This is a genomic window from Leptolyngbya cf. ectocarpi LEGE 11479, assembly GCF_015207065.1.
GTDB classification, from domain to species: Bacteria; Cyanobacteriota; Cyanobacteriia; order Phormidesmidales; family Phormidesmidaceae; genus Leptothoe; species Leptothoe ectocarpi.
The window spans coordinates 1-16,095 of record NZ_JADEXP010000123.1; the positions used below are offsets into that span (position 1 = coordinate 1).

At 51.1% G+C, this 16,095-nt stretch carries 14 protein-coding genes; 4 read left to right on the plus strand and 10 right to left on the minus strand.

The features are described from left to right. Both IQ260_RS14415 and IQ260_RS14420 read right to left on the minus strand, forming a co-directional pair. The coding region (locus IQ260_RS14415; RefSeq protein ID WP_193993804.1) for a hypothetical protein at positions 1-786 on the minus strand (786 nt) is incomplete at its 3' end. Between the two features lie 172 nt (positions 787-958). Beyond that, positions 959-1,474 carry a hypothetical protein gene (locus IQ260_RS14420; protein WP_193993805.1) on the minus strand — a complete coding sequence of 172 codons (516 nt, stop codon included), beginning with the start codon at positions 1,472-1,474 and terminating at the stop codon, positions 959-961. Positions 1,475-1,628: 154 nt separating this feature from the next. On the opposite strand from IQ260_RS14420, the gene IQ260_RS14425 reads away from it, so the two are divergent. Next, positions 1,629-3,353: a cation:proton antiporter gene (locus IQ260_RS14425; protein WP_193993806.1), complete on the plus strand. Its 1,725-nt coding sequence runs from the start codon at positions 1,629-1,631 to the stop codon at positions 3,351-3,353. Here IQ260_RS14425 and IQ260_RS14430 read toward each other — a convergent pair. The 5 genes from IQ260_RS14430 to IQ260_RS14450 all read right to left on the minus strand — a co-directional run bounded on the left by IQ260_RS14430 (position 3,350) and on the right by IQ260_RS14450 (position 8,498). After that, positions 3,350-5,278 carry a putative bifunctional diguanylate cyclase/phosphodiesterase gene (locus IQ260_RS14430; RefSeq protein ID WP_193993807.1) on the minus strand — a complete coding sequence of 643 codons (1,929 nt, stop codon included), beginning with the start codon at positions 5,276-5,278 and terminating at the stop codon, positions 3,350-3,352. The genes IQ260_RS14425 and IQ260_RS14430 overlap by 4 nt on opposite strands. 168 nt (positions 5,279-5,446) lie before the next feature. Next, positions 5,447-6,361: a sensor histidine kinase gene (locus IQ260_RS14435; RefSeq protein WP_193993808.1), complete on the minus strand. Its 915-nt coding sequence runs from the start codon at positions 6,359-6,361 to the stop codon at positions 5,447-5,449. 125 nt (positions 6,362-6,486) lie between these two features. Beyond that, positions 6,487-7,098, minus strand: a complete 612-nt coding sequence (locus IQ260_RS14440) for an L-threonylcarbamoyladenylate synthase (protein ID WP_193993809.1) — start codon at positions 7,096-7,098, stop codon at positions 6,487-6,489. Between the two features lie 36 nt (positions 7,099-7,134). Then, positions 7,135-8,079, minus strand: coding sequence for an N-acetylmuramic acid 6-phosphate etherase (gene murQ, locus IQ260_RS14445; protein WP_193993810.1), 945 nt, complete (start codon positions 8,077-8,079; stop codon positions 7,135-7,137). Then, complete coding sequence (locus tag IQ260_RS14450; RefSeq protein WP_193993811.1) at positions 8,076-8,498, minus strand: DUF3110 domain-containing protein; 423 nt, start codon at positions 8,496-8,498, stop codon at positions 8,076-8,078. Before IQ260_RS14450 ends, murQ begins: the two co-directional genes overlap by 4 nt. A gap of 309 nt (positions 8,499-8,807) precedes the next feature. Between IQ260_RS14450 and IQ260_RS14455 the strand changes: the two genes are divergently transcribed. Then, entirely contained in the window at positions 8,808-10,190 is a 1,383-nt protein-coding gene (locus tag IQ260_RS14455) for an NCS2 family permease (protein WP_193993812.1), read from the plus strand. 86 nt (positions 10,191-10,276) lie between these two features. Here the strand turns inward: IQ260_RS14455 and IQ260_RS14460 are convergent, their stop codons facing one another. Beyond that, positions 10,277-10,678 (minus strand): hypothetical protein, encoded by a 402-nt coding sequence (locus IQ260_RS14460; protein ID WP_193993813.1) that lies wholly within the window; start codon positions 10,676-10,678, stop codon positions 10,277-10,279. Positions 10,679-10,903: 225 nt separating this feature from the next. On the opposite strand from IQ260_RS14460, the gene IQ260_RS14465 reads away from it, so the two are divergent. Further along, positions 10,904-11,974 (plus strand): universal stress protein, encoded by a 1,071-nt coding sequence (locus IQ260_RS14465; protein ID WP_193993814.1) that lies wholly within the window; start codon positions 10,904-10,906, stop codon positions 11,972-11,974. 44 nt (positions 11,975-12,018) lie between these two features. On the opposite strand, the gene leuA is transcribed toward IQ260_RS14465, so the two are convergent. Further along, positions 12,019-13,791 carry a 2-isopropylmalate synthase gene (leuA, locus tag IQ260_RS14470; protein ID WP_228016092.1) on the minus strand — a complete coding sequence of 591 codons (1,773 nt, stop codon included), beginning with the start codon at positions 13,789-13,791 and terminating at the stop codon, positions 12,019-12,021. Between the two features lie 381 nt (positions 13,792-14,172). On the opposite strand from leuA, the gene IQ260_RS14475 reads away from it, so the two are divergent. Beyond that, a complete protein-coding gene (locus IQ260_RS14475; RefSeq protein WP_193993815.1) occupies positions 14,173-15,390 on the plus strand; it encodes an MFS transporter in 1,218 nt (405 codons plus the stop codon). 62 nt (positions 15,391-15,452) lie between these two features. On the opposite strand, the gene rph is transcribed toward IQ260_RS14475, so the two are convergent. Continuing rightward, on the minus strand, positions 15,453-16,095 hold a 643-nt coding region (rph, locus tag IQ260_RS14480; RefSeq protein WP_193993816.1), incomplete at its 5' end, for a ribonuclease PH.

Genomic DNA, 16,095 nt, shown 5'->3' on the forward strand with positions numbered 1-16,095 from the left:
ACTCAGATCAGTGGCTAATTTTTGGTTGTTGAGCATCAGCTCTTCATTGCTGCCAACCCGGATAGCCGTTGGCACCACCTTGATAACAATATAGTCATGGGGACATGGCTGGGCGGCGTCTGCTGCAGCCAGATGCTTTACCTGCAGCTTATGGAGTTTATAGGGTGAGCCGTCTACAGGTTCTTGAAAAAAGATGTAGGCTCCATAGCGTAGGCGAGCTTCCCCTTCTCCTCCATCTCCATAGAGATCGAGGTTACTAAAAAAAATACGTCGCTTTTCACTTCTGACGGTGTTGATTTTCTTCATCACATCAAAGGCGACGCCGCCAAAGGGGAGGAAGGAGCTTAAAACAACGCCAAAGGTGTTTTTGATCAGGTTAAGACCGTTGGCAATCGTTTGGTCTCGGCTAATGTCCCCGGGCAGTTCCATGACTTCGACTTCCAGGTGAACCCGATCTAGTTTGGAGTAGTGCTCTTGAGCGTAGATGTACTCACACAGCAGATTAGTTCTGACGGCTCCGGCGGGCACATCGTTCTCAAAGAAGTTAATGGCTTCTACGAGGGTATCGTTGCCATATTTGAGTCGCGATCGCACTAGTAAATCATTATCGCTGCGGCGATCGTACCGTTTGACAATCAGTAAACTCTCCAAAGTCACTAGAAACGAGTCCCCGTTCTGGGCTAGGGACTCATTGCCAGTGGGGGCCATATCTGCGGGTCTTAGCGGTGCACCTGTATCTGCATCGAGTTCATTGAGGGGAACAAACCAATGGCTAGATGGGTGCATACTATCTCGATGTCTGGGGTAAAACTCAGCAATTATTGTGCAACGGGGCTATTGCCTAGTTCAGCTTACCTATGCTGTCGATCACCATCGGGATAGTTTAGGTATCTTTACGGGGATGAGGTGTTGTTTAGTGAGGCAATATTCAAACTGAGCGGCCCGTTTTATGCCCGTCCTATGTCCTAGGAGCTTTCATCCGTCTACGGGGTGGTTGGGGATTAACGATCTCATAGGGAGTTCCCCACTCGTGTAAGGACAGCTGTAAACCCGCTAAAGGTAAACGAATATCTTTGAGAGTTAGCTGACCTGTTTGTTCTTGCTGTTGGTACTGCTGCCGTTGCTGTCGCTGTCGGCGTTGGTAATTGTGATGGGCGCGATGGCATGAGCCACACAGAGCAATGATTGCCCCTGAAGGTGCGTGGGTATCCAAGGTTGTTTTGCTTAAACTCGTGGGATGATGGCAGCTGTTATTATTTTTTTGAATGTCAGGCTGTAGCTTTGTTACGTGGAGCACCCAGCGCCGTGGATGGGCTTGAATATCGTCTATATCGTGGCCCACGCGCAGGGCAAAGTCAGCAACTAATTCATTATGGCGGCGACACAGTCTCCCACAGGCTCTACATTGCCAATTGGCCGCCTGTTTAAGCGTCAGAGCCTGGGGCTGTTTTGAATTTTGGCTGGACGATGGCATCTATGGGAAAACACGCTTGTCTGGGGCTTAGCTTAGCGTTAAATGGCGGTTTTGCAAGGGGGGATCTCATATCCCGGCCTCAAAGACCTGTTCACCCTGTCAAATCTCCTAAACTCCAGTAGAGTAAGTCAGAGAGAATCGACGCGGGTACACCATGGCAGCAGACAGTGGCTTTATCTTAGATTTGACTGTGGCGCTAGGGGCCTCAGCCACGGGGGGCTACTTGGCTAACCGCTTGCGTCAGCCAGTACTGCTGGGCTATTTACTCTCGGGTTTGGTGATCGGACCGTTAGGTCTGAAGCTGATTAACGATACCAATGCAATCCAGGGATTGGCCGAGCTGGGGGTGGCTTTTTTGCTGTTTTCCCTCGGAGTGCAGTTTTCCCTGGCCGAACTCAATCGGGTGCGCAATGTGGCGCTACAGGGCAGTCTGTTGCAAATTGGTCTAACTACGGCTGCGGTGGCTATCATTAGCAGCTTACTGGGCTGGGCCACCTCCCTAACCCAGGGCATTTTTCTCGGGGCAGTGCTGTCGCTGTCGTCTACCGCCGTTGTGCTCAAAACGCTGACCGAGCGAGGAGAGACCAATACGCGCCACGGTCAGATTATGCTGGCGATTTTGATTGCCCAGGATTTGGCTCTGGGGGTGATGCTGGCGATTATTCCCTCCCTCAATTCCCAGGGGGCACTGCTGGTGGTGTTGGGACTGGCCCTGCTCAAGGTGGGACTATTTATCACGGTTGCGATCGCAGCTGGCTATTGGCTAGTCCCCCGGATGATTCGCGCCGTAGCTCGCACCGAAAGTGGCGAGCTGTTTTTATTGACACTTCTAGCCCTGTGTCTCAGTGTCGCTCTGATTACCGCACGACTCGGTCTTTCCATTGAAATTGGAGCCTTTGCCGCCGGACTCATGATTGCAGAAATCGACCATGCTGACCATGCCCTCAGCCGGTTTCTGCCCCTGCGAGATACCTTTGCCTGTTTGTTCTTTTCCTCCATTGGCATGTTGATTGACCCCCAGATTTTGATCCAAAATGCGGGTGTCATTCTAGGCTTGGTGGCCCTAGCGATGGTGGGTAAAGCCTTGATTGTCCTGCCCGTGGTGCTCTCCTTTGGCTATTCCTTTAAGACCTCTCTGCGCGCCAGCCTGGGGATCAATCAAATTGGAGAATTCTCCTTTGTTTTAGCCTTAGTCGGTTTAGAGAACAACCTGGTTTCACAACAGACCTATTTGTTGCTATTGGGTACTACAGCCATTACCCTGGTCTGTACCCCGATCCTATTCGAATCGGCCACTCCCATTGCCGAAGTCTTACTCAAATCAAAACGACTCAGACCGTTTCTCACCATTTGGGAATCTCCCCAGGACTTGTGGATCGAGGACGAACTCACCAACCATATTGTAGTCGCCGGCTATGGGCGAGTGGGGCAAGTGGTGGTTAGCATTCTGCAGCAGCAGGGCCGCTACCCAGTATTGGTACTCGAAAACAACGAGGCCGCCGTTCAAACTCTGCGCCATCACCAAATTCCATATATTTTAGGGGATGCTGACTCAGAACAGATTTTAGAAAAAGCGCACCTAGAAAAAGCCATTGCCCTGGCCATTACGCTGCCCGATCCGGCCAGTACGCGACTGTTGCTAAAACGATCCCTGGCGATCGCCCCCCACCTGGATGTCATTGCCCGTGCCCACATTACTGCAGAGATTGATAGCCTGACCCAGGCCGGGGCTCGAGAAGTGGTACAGCCTGAGTTTGAAGCGGCCCTGGAGCTGGGCTCCCACCTGCTAAAAATCCTTGGCAATGCTCCCATGGATATTCAAGACACCATGGCCGCCATTCGCCATAATCGCTATCTCAGTATTCGCGGTGGTCGTTAGTCTTTTAGCAGACTCCCCACAGCCTGACTGTCCAAGGGCTGGGAAAACCAATACCCTTGTCCGTAATTACACCCTAGATTGATCAGCTGTTGCGCCTGCCATTCGGTTTCAATGCCCTCAGCGACCACATCGAGCTTGAGGGCTTGAGCGAGTTTTATAATCGCCTCAATAATCTTAAAATTATCGTAATTTGACTCGATATCTTTAATAAATGCCCGGTCAATCTTGAGGGTATCCACTGGCAGCTGTTTGAGATAACTCAAGGACGAATACCCTGTACCAAAATCATCAATACTGATTTGAATACCCCAGCGTCTCAGCTGATCTAATGTTCTTAATACCGGTCCACTGTCGCCAATTAAAAGATTTTCTGTAATCTCAAATTTAAGCCAGGAGGGTTGCACCTGGGTCTGTTGTAAAACTGCGTGAATTTGCTGAGAAAACTGTTCATCTTGTAAATGACGCACAGAGAAATTGACACTCACAAAGGGCACTGGCGTAGACGGTGAATCTTGCTGCCACTGTTTCAGCTGTTCACAAACTGTGAGAAAAACCCAGTTCCCTAGCTGGGATATCAGATCGCTTTCCTCTGCTAGGGGGATAAAATCGGCAGGCGACAAAAAATCAGAGGTGCCCTCAGGCTGCCAGCGAACTAAGGCCTCATAGCCTACAATCGGTCCCGCTGCTTCTGTCGCGGCTAGGGCTACAATCGGCTGATAAAAAATTTGTAGCTGTTCCTGACGCAGGGCCTGGCGCAGTTTACCCTCCAGGGTGAGACGATGCAGTGCCTGCTCGTGCATTTCGGGCTGAAAGGCCAGCCAGCCCTGGGGCTTTTGTTTTGCCTGAATCAGGGCTAGAGAACCATCCCGCAGCACATGTTCGGCCTGACGATAGCTAGGCTCCACCAGGACAATGCCCACGTTGGCACTGACGGTTACCTCATGGTCCCCTAGCTCTATGGGTTCCCCTAAGCTTTGCTGCAGCCCCTGAACTAGGCGCAAAATGGCGCTTGGATCCGACACAGGCGGTAGGAGAATCGCAAATTTGTCATCGGTTAGTCTGGCGGCAAAGCTATCGTCAGGAATCATCGCCGTAATGCGATTGGCGATTTCTATCAGCAATCGATCCCCTCGCAGATGGCCCAGGGTGTCATTGATTGTTTTAAAGCGATCGCAATCCAGCATCAATAGCGCCGACCATTGATACAGGGCAGACTGGCTGGTCTCTACAGTCCCTTCTAGACGCTTCATCAGCAGGGTACGATTTGGCAATCCAGTGAGAGCATCATGCATTGCCAGATACATCAGCTTAGCCTGGGCTTGCTGACGTTCACGGATCTCTTGCTGTAGATTATGATTGGTATCGTTGAGTTCTTTGGTGCGATCAAAAACCCGCTGCTCTAGCTCTTGATTAATTTGGTGAATTTGCGTTTCAGCAACTTCATACTGGCGCAAGATAATGCGTAATTTTTGATTTTGGGCCTTAAGCGCCTGCCGCAACCGTCGTAATTCTAGCTGATGTTCAATGCGTACTAAAACTTCAGCAATTTGAAATGGCTTGGTAATATAGTCCACAGCGCCCAATGAAAATGCCCTCAATTTGTCGGGCAATTCATCTAGAGCGCTCATAAAAATAACCGGAATATCAGCGGTTATGGCATTACCATGGAGCTGACGACAGACGGCAAATCCATCCAGATCAGGCATTCTGATATCCAACAGAATCAGATCGGGCATTTCAGCCGCAATACTCATCATTGCCACCGTGCCATCAATGGCATTGCGCACATTGTAGCCAGCCTGATCTAACGCTGTTGACAGTAACCGTAAGTTACTGGGCACATCATCAACAATCAAAATCTTAGAGGGGCCACACGCTTTAGGCTGTACAGCCGTCTCAGCGGTATCAGCGTTAATAGGATACAAAATAATAAAACCGTTGTTGTCAGTTTGTTATCAATAAAATTAGCGACTGCTAAGTGTCGGTTGCCAAGCGTCAACGCTCGTTAGATAGATGCCTGGAGATGTCCAGCCTGTTGCCACAGCTATAACATCACCTTGTAGCCCATACTAGTGCCAAGTCTAGTCTCGGGGCTAGATAGCTGCCGGGAGCTTTACAGTAATTATAGGAGCGTCATCAGCTGCGGGTAAAATCAGTTCTCCATTGAGCGCTTTCAACATTTCTTGGGCAACGGCCAGGGTGAGACCGGTGGATAGATACACCGATGAAAGATTACTTAAGTCCACTTCGCGACCATAGAGTGAGGTGTCCAATCTGACACTCAGATCGCTCGCTGGACGGTCGGCTTCAAGCCTTAGCAAAACATACTCCTCATCTGCCAATGCCGCTAGCGTAATATCCCCTAGCTTGGTGGTAGTAATGGCATCGTCGATGAGACTGATCAACATCATTTGCAGCCACTTTAAATCGCTAGCAACCAACAGATCGGTGGGTTTAAATGTCAGGCGGACATTGCTATTAGCTGCCTGTAGCCGAGTCAGGTCCTGTAAAGTTTTGAACAAGGTAGCCAGAGCCACGGGCTCAAGCACAGGTACTTCACGACCAATATCCAGCTTAGAGGCCGCAATGACGGTATCAAAGAGCTGTAAAACCTTATAGGCGGCTTCCTTGGCCTCACCGGTAAATTGTTTTTCCTCTTCCGGTGTTTCACAGAGGCCTTCTAAAATTAGCTGATGTAAACCGATCACACTGTTAATGGGCGATCGCAACTCATGGGCGGTGCGTGCTAGAAAACCACTTTTGAATCGTTCCAGCTGGCTGAGGCGATGATAGGCCAGCTCTTGGGGATTGTCTGGGGGAGTTCCCAGGCTCCTTGCAGGGTCGCCATCTACCGGGGCGATGGCGCTATCCGTATTCTCTGTTGAAGCCGTGGCAGCGGCGGCATCCGCCGCTGCCACACGACCGGTCTGGCGCGTCTGGCGCAGTCTGGTGATAACGACTCCCGCTACAAAGCCGATCCCAATGAGTACTACCGTTTGCCAATCCATAGGACGTTGTATGTATGAATACTTCTGTATAAAAAATGTTCTGATGTTTTAGAACATTTGCACATCGTTTGCCAATCGTAGTGATTCAACCTAACTGATTTGAGCCCAGCTTCATTACTTATACTCTACAAATACACAGTTCCCTGACGTAAAATCTCCCATTGTCCCGATTGCCAACGAACTACGGTTGAGGGCAATCGGGATGGTGAAGGTATTACTTTCTGTTGATGGGTTAACTGTAGAAAAAGTGCCTGAAAAGCGCTACTGTCTAACCCATAAACACTAGGAAACTGGTTTAAAACCTGCTCCAAGCTGCTCAGACTAGGCTGTCCCGACACATTGGCGCTGGTGGTCGCCAACGGTCCCGTTAACGCCAAAATCTGACGAGCTACTGGGTGATCGGGTACCCGCACCCCGATGGTATCGGGGGTGGTGGGATGCATTGCCAAGGGCACTTTCGGACTAGCAGGCACCACCAGAGTCAGCTGTCCAGGCCAGTAACGCTCAGTCATTGTCTGCCACTGCGCCGCATCTATGGTGACATAGGGCCACAGATCGGACGCCTGAGCTCCCAGTAAAATCAAGGATTTTTCCAGGCTCCGCTGTTTGAGAGTATAAAGACTGGCGCTGTGGTCAGGGGTGACCGCCACACCCCATACGGTGTCAGTGGGTAAAGCCACTACCTCGCCAGATAGGGCTGCCTGGACATAGTCCTGTAAAGAAGAGATATAGGGCATGGCTCAAAACGATTTATGGTTTACCCCATTCACGGTTTATCCCATCAAGGCTTGGCGGAGATTGCCTTGACTTTGATCTAGGGCCGTCTGGGCTGCGGCTGGATCTAACTGTGCCCAGTGCATTAACAGGGCCAGTTTTACCTTTTGGTCACTCTGGCGGAGTAAGGTTTCGGCCTCGTCTCTAGATAGCTCGGTCAGGGCCGCAATAATCCGCAGGGCCCGGTCGTGGAGCTTGGTGTTGGTCACCGACACATCGACCATACGGTTGCCGTAGACTTTACCTAATTTCACCATGACGCCTGTGGACAAAATATTTAGGGCCATTTTGGTCACGGTGCCTGCCTTCAGACGGGTAGACCCGGCGAGTACCTCTGGCCCCACGGGCAGCCGCAGATCGATATCTACTTCTATATCAACCTGATCTTGGGGGACACAGGCCATAAAAATCGTTGTTGCCCCCCGCAGGTTTGCTTCTTTGAGGGCACCGTGGACGTAGGGGGTGGTGCCGCCTGCGGTAATGCCCACCACCACATCCAGGGCTGAAATTTGATGGGTTGCCATGGCGGTTGCGCCATCCTCTGGCAAGTCTTCCAATGCCTCTGAACTGCGCAACAGGGCCGGTGGTCCCCCCGCTAAGACTCCTTGTACCAGCTCCGGTGGGGTACAAAATGTTGGTGGGCATTCAGCGGCATCTAGCACTCCCAGCCGACCGCTGGTACCGGCACCGATATAAAACAACCGGCCTCCCTGGCGTAATGCTTCGGCTGTGCGATCAATGGCTGATGCCAGGACGGGGGCAGCGGCTGCGATCGCATTGACCGTCCGCTGATCTTCGCGGTTAAACACCTGCACCATCTCCAACGTTGATAGCTGGTCTAGGTGCTGGCTATTGGGGTTACTTTGCTCGGTGAGGAGGTAGCCGCGATCGCTAAGAGCGTTGGGTGGAGTGCTCGGCGGAGTGTTCGGCGGCGTGCTTGTCATAGCAACTTCTCCAACTGCTGCCGAATCCGATCAAGCTCATTTTGAGACATGTCCTGTGCCGATTCAGCTGATTCAGCCGGCCGAGGTAGTGTATCGGGATGGGTGTCTGGTCGGGCATCTGGTCGGGTTTCTGGATCCCAATCTGTGGCCTCCAAGTTTTGTTCCGGAGGCATCACCAGCGTACCGGTTTCCACCATTTTGGCTTCGTACCCGGCACCGTGGCAAAACTCTTCAATTTCGCTCGACTCAAAACCTTCCACGCTGCATGACGGAAAATCCTGGGCCTCTAGCAACCCACCAAAGCGTGTGGCATCGTCTTCAGCTTCAAACATCAGCACTATGTTGCGATCGCCCACTTTGAGGGAATGAATCCCCTCATTCTCAGTGCGAGCATTAAATAAAACCACAAAGACACGCATGGTTAGTTACTAGATGTAGACGGTTTGCTAGCTATCTTATCAGTCCTACAAAACTGTCGTGATTTCGGCTTGACCTACAAACTTTAGCTGAACCCCGGTGCCTATATTCTTAGTCAACAAAAACTTAGTCAATAAAAAATAAAGCGATTGCTGATTCAGGGGATGGACCGAACGCTTGAAGGTACCTCAAGGATCAGCAATGCCAAAAAAAATATTACATCTTTTTGATCGGTAACCACGCAGACAGACGATAGAAAGCCTACATCGTTCACTGGGATTTACGCTACCACCGCTACACACTACCGCGCTATGTCGAATCAATCGGGCAACATTCAACAGCCATCTGGCTTTGTGAGGACCATTGCTAACTTTTTTCACTTCGATGCCCTGGGCACCGATCTACAGACAGAGATATTAGCTGGCGTGACCACCTTTGTCACCATGGCCTACATTCTGATCGTCAACCCGGCAATTCTGTCTGAGGCTGTTTTTCTAGATGGATCGGGAGATTTGTTTGGGGAACTGGTCATGGCTACTGGGATTTCAGCTGCGATCGCAACGCTGATCATGGGCTTCTACGCCAAGCTACCCTTTGTGCTGGCTCCGGGCATGGGCATCAATGCCTTTTTTGCTTTTACCGTTGTCCTGGGGATGGGGGTGGACTGGCGCGTCGCCCTAGCAGCCGTCTTTATTGAGGGAATTATCTTTATTATTCTTACCCTCACCAACGTGCGTAGCAAGATTGTTGCCGCGATTCCGGATGCGGTCAAACATGCGACTACGGCAGGCATTGGTTTGTTTATTGCCTACATTGCCCTCAAGGGGGCGGGCATTATTGCGTCCTCCGAGGCCACCTTGACCACCTTAGGGAATCTCAGATCTCCCCAGGCGGCCATGACCCTGTTAGGGTTGGGGATTACCGCATTTCTGTTTGCTCGGCGCATTACCGGCGCGCTGCTGTGGGGCATTGTTGGTACGGCCCTGCTGGCCTGGCTATTTGGCGTTGCCCCCTGGCCTGAAGGCATAGCCGCGATTCCAGCGGCCCCTAGCCATCTGTTTGGTCAAGCCTTTACCGGGTTGGGAGAACTGTTTCAGCTAAATGTGCTGGAAGTGGTGAGCATTGTCTTTGTCTTTCTATTTGTCGATCTGTTTGACACCATTGGTACGCTGACAGGCTTAGGTTCTAAGGCTGGTTACATTGATCGTGAGGGCCGGTTTCCCGGTGTTGAGAAGGCCTTTATGGCTGATGCGGTGGGTACAACCGCCGGGTCTATTTTAGGCACATCTACCGTTACCACCTATATTGAGTCAGCATCCGGTATTTCTGAAGGGGGTCGGAGTGGGTTTACCGCTGTGGTAGCAGCCGTTCTCTTTCTACTTTCTCTGCTGTTTATTCCGCTGTTCTCCGGGATTCCTGCCTTTGCCACCGCTCCGGCTCTAATTATGGTAGGGGTGATGATGATGTCTGGGGCTCGGCTGATTGATTGGGAGGATCCGGCGGCTGCGATCGCAGCCTTTCTAACCATCATTATGATGCCGTTGTCCTACTCCATCGCCGAAGGTCTAGCCATGGGATTAATCGCCTATCCCTTAGTCAAAGCATTCCAAGGCAAAGTCAGTGAGACCACCGTTGGCATGTGGATTTTGGCTGCGATCTTTATCCTGCGATATATCTTTGTCGCAGGTGGCTAAGGCATCCGTGTCTAAGGCTGGCGAAGCTATGTTAGCGGTGAGCGAGCTGATGAACTATGACGTTCTGACCTATGCTTCTAAGGGAGCTAGGTCGGATTTGTTACCAGTAGGTCCCTTTTATCATGGGACAACAAAAACCAGCTAATAGTGTCTTCAGCCTTTTCTCTAGCAATGTAAAGATCGAACGGGCCAGATTCTTTTTTTTCTCGACTGGTTAGCTGGATGATAGCTTGATAAGTGCCTTGGACATGGAAGGTGTCATTATCCTGGGGCTCCCTGAGGGTGACTGCCACCTGGCGGAGCTTAAAATTTGGTAGCTGAAGCTCCTTGGGCGCTAGACTGGCGATTAAGACCTGCTGGGTGTGAGCCATTTTTAGCGCTAGCCCCCTTTCTACAACTGACTGAGGGGGGACATCACTAAAACTGCCACAGGCTTGTAGCAGTAAAACTAAACCCAACAAACATAACCAACGCAGGCGACCCATCATTATCTATCCGCGCGTACACAGCCCTTCTACTGTACAAGTAAAAAATTACCGTTAGCAAAATAAACTTGCAGCGCATCCGTTGATGACCTCTTGATAGCTTCTGGCCAGCGATAGCTTTTTCTTCATAAGTTCCTCAACTTGTTTTGTTGAGATTGCTCTAGAGCAGCAGATATGTAAGCTCCTTTTCTTGCATCAGGTGAGCCACAGGATATTAGGAGAAAACCTATGATTCGCAAAATTGTAGTCGGCCTGGATAATTCTGAGTTGAGTTTAAATGCCTTACAGCAAGCGCTGATGTTTGCTCAAAGCTGTGATGCGGAGCTAAAACTAGCCCACGTTTTAGTCGATGGTGAACCCGGTGCACCACAGTTTAGTGGATATTTTGGCGGACCTCTCTATCCCAGCATTAATACGACGGTGTTAGATGTCTATCAAACAGACTGGAATCAATTTGTAGAGCGCTCCCAAGCCAAACTCGATCAACAAGTATCGGAAACTCGTCAAACGGGAGTGACTGTGTCCGGCAGTCTTCTCTATGGTAATCCAGGCGCAACGCTCTGTGAGCTGGCTCAATCCTGGGATGCGGATTTGGTGGTGGTCGGTAGTCGTGGTCTCTCTGGTATTAGTGAACTGCTGATTGGCAGCGTCAGTAACCATGTGCTTCACCATGCTCCTTGCTCTGTTTTAATTGTTCATGCCCATGGACAGTCGCGTCCACCTTCGAACAGACTGGATGGGGACAGTCACGCGGCCCATCCGCCGCAGCGGATTTTGGTCGCCATGGATCGCTCCGAAACAGCGATAAATTCTATGGCGACGGCCCTCGCTTTGGCCCAGCTCTATCAGGCTGAAATCAGACTGGTGCATGTCATTGACGAGGATGAACCGGGCATGCCTCAAAAGCTTATCTTTAGCGATAGTCAGTACATATTGCAGCATAGTGAGCTTTTGTTCGCAGAGTACAAACAAGAATGGAATCGATTTGTCAATAACTGGTGGCAATGGCTACAACAGCGGGTGGACGAGATTGAAGCTGAGGGTATTGAGGCTATCTGTGATGTTGTGCAGGGACGTACGGGGCAGCGCATCTGTGAGCTGGCGCAGGATTGGCCAGCCGATCTAATCGTGATGGGATGTCGTGGATTCTCAGGTATACGAGAACTTGTGGTCGGCAGTGTAAGCTACTATGTCAGCCATCGAGCCGTTTGTCCTGTCTTGATAAATCGGCCTCAACCCTCCACGTCAAAACAATTGTTTGACGTGGAAGCATCTCGTCAGGTAGCCCATACTGGGTAAGACGCCAGGAGTCAGGATATAAACGGCTAACGCCTGCCCCCTGATCAAACACATACACTCAGTCGTTGTTCTGCTTGCTGCCGCTGGTTCTGCGCTTGAAGTAAACGGTTTAACCCATTGAGCACAGCTAATATGGACGCTGTTGTAATATTGCCGTGGGTTCCCATCCCGTAGTAGCTGGGTGATGGTTCTATGCCAGCTACCGCAACTAAGGCAATCGCTTTAGCACTACTACCAGAATTCAAGGCTCGTTCTTCATAATCAACAATCTCGATGCTAAACCCACCCTGGTGCAGTGCTGCAACCAGAGCGTCAATGGGGCCATTGCCTATTCCTTGCAAGTTTTGCTGTTTGTCACCAGTGACAATCTGTAATTCCAGCTGTTGTGTTTGATTATTCTCGCCAGCTGTTTTCAGCTGATGGGCCACGTACGATAGAGGTCCCGGTGGCGTTCCATAGGTTTGGTTAAACAACTGCCAGATCGCCGCAGATGAGATCTCTTCGCCCGTGCTGTCCATTCTTTGCTGTACCACCTGGCTAAACTCCACCTGTAGACGTTTTGGTAGCACTACGTTGTAGTCGCGCTCTAGTAAAAATGCAATACCGCCTTTACCTGACTGACTGTTGACCCGCACGATGGCTTCATAGGAGCGACCCACATCGGCTGGGTCCATAGGCAAATAGGGAATCTCCCAAGGGTGCGTCGACTGTCGTTGGGCAAAGCCTTTTTTAATGGCATCTTGGTGAGAGCCAGAGAAGGCGGTAAACACTAGCTCACCGATGTAGGGATGGCGGGGATGAATGGGCAGCTGGGTGCAGTATTTGACTACATCGGCAATGGCATCAATCTTGGAAAAGTCTAGTCCAGGATGTACTCCTTGGGTATAGAGGTTCATCGCTAAGGTGACCAGGTCCACATTCCCTGTGCGCTCACCATTGCCAAAGAGACATCCTTCCACCCGGTCGGCTCCGGCCATTTGAGCCAGTTCGGCGGCGGCAACGCTGCAGCCGCGATCGTTGTGGGGATGAACGCTGAGCGCCACCGCATCTCGGTAGTCTAAATGGCGGTGCATCCATTCCACTTGGTCGGCAAACACATTGGGGGTGGCGACTTCTACACTGGCGGGGAGATTAATGATAGCCTTTGCTGCTGGTGTAGGTTGCCATACGGCTAACACTGCGTTACAAATATCGCGAGCAAAGGGGAGTTCTGTTGAGGTAAACACTTCAGGAGAGTATTGAAACCGCCAGCAGGTGTCAGGCTGTTGCTGCGCCAGCTGACGGATGAGTTTGGCCGCCGATACAGCTAGGTCAATGGTCTCCGCTTTGCTATTGCCAAACACCACTCGGCGAAATACCGGGGCGGTGGCGTTATACATATGGACGATAGCTTGTTTGACACCCTGCAAGGACTCAAATGTCCGCTGGATCAGTGGGTCTCTGGCCTGGGTCAGTACCTGGATGGTGACATCTTTAGGAATATGATTTTCCTCAATCAGTCGTCGGACAAACTCAAATTCTGTTGCGGATGCGGAGGGGAACCCCACCTCAATTTCTTTAAAGCCGATCTGTACCAGTAGTTTGAAAAACTGTAGCTTTTGGTCGATGGACATGGGCTGGGCCAGGGCCTGGTTGCCGTCGCGTAGGTCGGTGCTGAGCCAGATGGGGGGCTGGGTAATGGTGCGACTGGGCCAGGTACGATCTGGGATTTGAACAGACTGAAACGGACGATACTTTTGAGCAGGATTTTGTAGCATGATTTTTTGCAGGATAAATTGTTGCCCTGTGCCAGGGCTGAGAGCAAGCTTGGAAGGCATTTAGTAAGCAACAGAAACTAATAGCTCAGAGTATCGATGCGTTACGGCTATCGCCTAACACATCCCACACTGCAACTACAACAGACTAGACGTTAGCGCCCCTTGAAAATCACGGCGTTTAAGTTTCTGAGCTGTTGAGGAAAGCCTACTTAGATCGATTAAGGTTGGGGTGAAGTCAAGATAGTATGCGCCAGGCGCAGCAGCAGCAGCAGTCCCAGCCCTAGAAGGCTAGTTAGACTGTGAAGCGGTAGCTGCTTGGCTGCATTCATGACAATAAAGTCTGTGAAAAACTCAATGACGAGATTCTAACTTAACTGTTCTCGAAGCGTCAACAAAATGCTGATACTCTAACAAGGTTACAAAACTTTACGTCACTTTTTTATGGCTGCTAAGTTACGCCTGCCTTTACAGTTTTGGATTGTCACCCTGGTGGCGTTCATTAATTCCGTTAGTTTCACTATTATTATTCCAACGCTGTACCCCTATGCTAAGGAATTTGGCCTGAGCGATCTGGCGGCCAGTCTGCTAACTACGGCATTTTCCCTATCGCAGTTTTTTGGTACCCCCATCCTGGGACGGCTATCGGATCGGATTGGTCGTAAGCCGCTGCTGGTGATGAGTCTGCTGGGTACGGTGGTGGCCAATATTTTGGCGGCGGTGAGTCCCTTTGCCTGGTGGCTATATCTGGCGCGGATGTTAGATGGTTTGACCGGGGGCAATAACTCAGTCGCCCAAGCGGTGGTAAGTGACATTACCACACCGGAACAGCGCACCCAGGCGTTTGGTATTTTTGGCGGCATGTTTCGTCTAGGGTTTGTCGTTGGACCGCCTTTAGCTTATTTCGCCCAGACGCTGCCGCCACTGCCGGGGGTTACGCCCTTGGGTATGAGCTTTATGATTTCAGCCGTGATGGCGCTGGTCGCAGCTGTCTTTTGTTTTACCCTCTTACCAGAGACGCGGCCGCCGTCGGAGTGTGACAGTAAGCTCAAACTCTCCTTTGCCGATTTTGGCTTTGGTCGTCTTGCCACCTCATTTCGTAAACCGGTGGTGGGTCGCATCTTTCTAATGACCTTTCTCAACGGGGCAACGTTTACGGTCTTTACCTTTGCCTTTCAGCCCTTCTTTCTGACCGTACTAGAGCAAGACACCAAAAACCTAGCCTTTGCTTTCGTATTTTTTGGTATTTTGGCGTTTCTCTCCCAGGTGTTTTTGCTGGAGCCCCTGCGTAAAAAGGTAAACCTGGTGACGCTGCTGGTCATTGCCCTGGTGATGCGAGGGATTTTGTTGATCCTCTATCCGTCATTTCCCACGATTGAGGCATTTTGGATTTTGCTGTTTTTCTTTGGCATTGTCAATGCGTTTCCCATGCCCCTAATCGACTCGTTGCTGTCATTACGCACGTCTAAAGATGAGCAAGGAGAAGCTCTGGGGACAAATTCGTCGTATCTCAGTATGTCTAATGCCATTGGTCCAGCTATTTCGGGGGTGCTGGTTACCTTTGGCTATGGCATACCGTTTTTTGTGGCGGGTGGATTGACGATTGCGATCGCAACCTTCGCATTCTCCCTAAAATCCTCCGACAAGGCCCCCGCAGCCTAGTCCCGCTGGCTTCGACTACGCTCAGCCAGCGGGACTAGGCTAAGCACAATCGAAGCCGGTGATCAACCCAACGCCTCTTTTTGTAATGTCATCAGGCGTTTGATGCCTACCTCAGCGTAGTCCAACATTTGGTTGAGCTGCTGACGGCTAAAGCTATTGGCCTCGGCAGTGCCCTGCACCTCGATATAGCCTAGATCGCCGTTGAGCACTACGTTAAAGTCGATGTCAGCCGCCACATCCTCGGGATAGTTCAAATCGAGAAAGGCGTCGCCTTCTAGTAGGCCAACGGAGATGGCAGCAATTTGGTGTTTGAGGGGGGACGTTTTGAGCGTGCCTTTGGCGATGAGAGATGCGATCGCATCTTCCAATGCCACATAGGCCCCAGTGATGGCCGTTGTCCGAGTCCCCCCGTCGGCTTGAATCACATCCGCATCCACCATCAGTGTGATTTCCCCCAGGGCCTCCAGGTCAATGGCTGCCCGCAAACTGCGACCAATCAATCGTTGAATTTCCTGGGTACGTCCGGACAGCTTCATCAGCTCCCGCGACTTCCGGGTATGGGTGGCGCTGGGCAACATCCGATATTCCGCCGTCAGCCATCCCTGCCCCGAATCCCGCAGCCAGCGTGGCACGTCCTCCGATGCTGACACCGTACACAGCACCTGGGTATTGCCACAGTGAGCCAGCACAGACCCCGCCGCATAG

Excerpts from the sequence above, each read along its gene's own strand:
- IQ260_RS14475 (WP_193993815.1), top strand. The coding sequence starts at position 14,173 with ATGGCTGCTAAGTTACGCCTGCCTTTACAGTTTTGGATTGTCACCCTG.
- IQ260_RS14465 (WP_193993814.1), top strand. The coding sequence starts at position 10,904 with ATGATTCGCAAAATTGTAGTCGGCCTGGATAATTCTGAGTTGAGTTTA.
- IQ260_RS14455 (WP_193993812.1), top strand. The coding sequence starts at position 8,808 with ATGTCGAATCAATCGGGCAACATTCAACAGCCATCTGGCTTTGTGAGG.
- IQ260_RS14440 (WP_193993809.1), bottom strand. The coding sequence starts at position 7,098 with ATGCCCTATATCTCTTCTTTACAGGACTATGTCCAGGCAGCCCTATCT.
- IQ260_RS14460 (WP_193993813.1), bottom strand. The coding sequence starts at position 10,678 with ATGATGGGTCGCCTGCGTTGGTTATGTTTGTTGGGTTTAGTTTTACTG.
- IQ260_RS14425 (WP_193993806.1), top strand. The coding sequence starts at position 1,629 with ATGGCAGCAGACAGTGGCTTTATCTTAGATTTGACTGTGGCGCTAGGG.
- murQ (WP_193993810.1), bottom strand. The coding sequence starts at position 8,079 with ATGACAAGCACGCCGCCGAACACTCCGCCGAGCACTCCACCCAACGCT.
- leuA (WP_228016092.1), bottom strand. The coding sequence starts at position 13,791 with ATGCCTTCCAAGCTTGCTCTCAGCCCTGGCACAGGGCAACAATTTATC.
- IQ260_RS14435 (WP_193993808.1), bottom strand. The coding sequence starts at position 6,361 with ATGGATTGGCAAACGGTAGTACTCATTGGGATCGGCTTTGTAGCGGGA.
- IQ260_RS14420 (WP_193993805.1), bottom strand. The coding sequence starts at position 1,474 with ATGCCATCGTCCAGCCAAAATTCAAAACAGCCCCAGGCTCTGACGCTT.
- IQ260_RS14450 (WP_193993811.1), bottom strand. The coding sequence starts at position 8,498 with ATGCGTGTCTTTGTGGTTTTATTTAATGCTCGCACTGAGAATGAGGGG.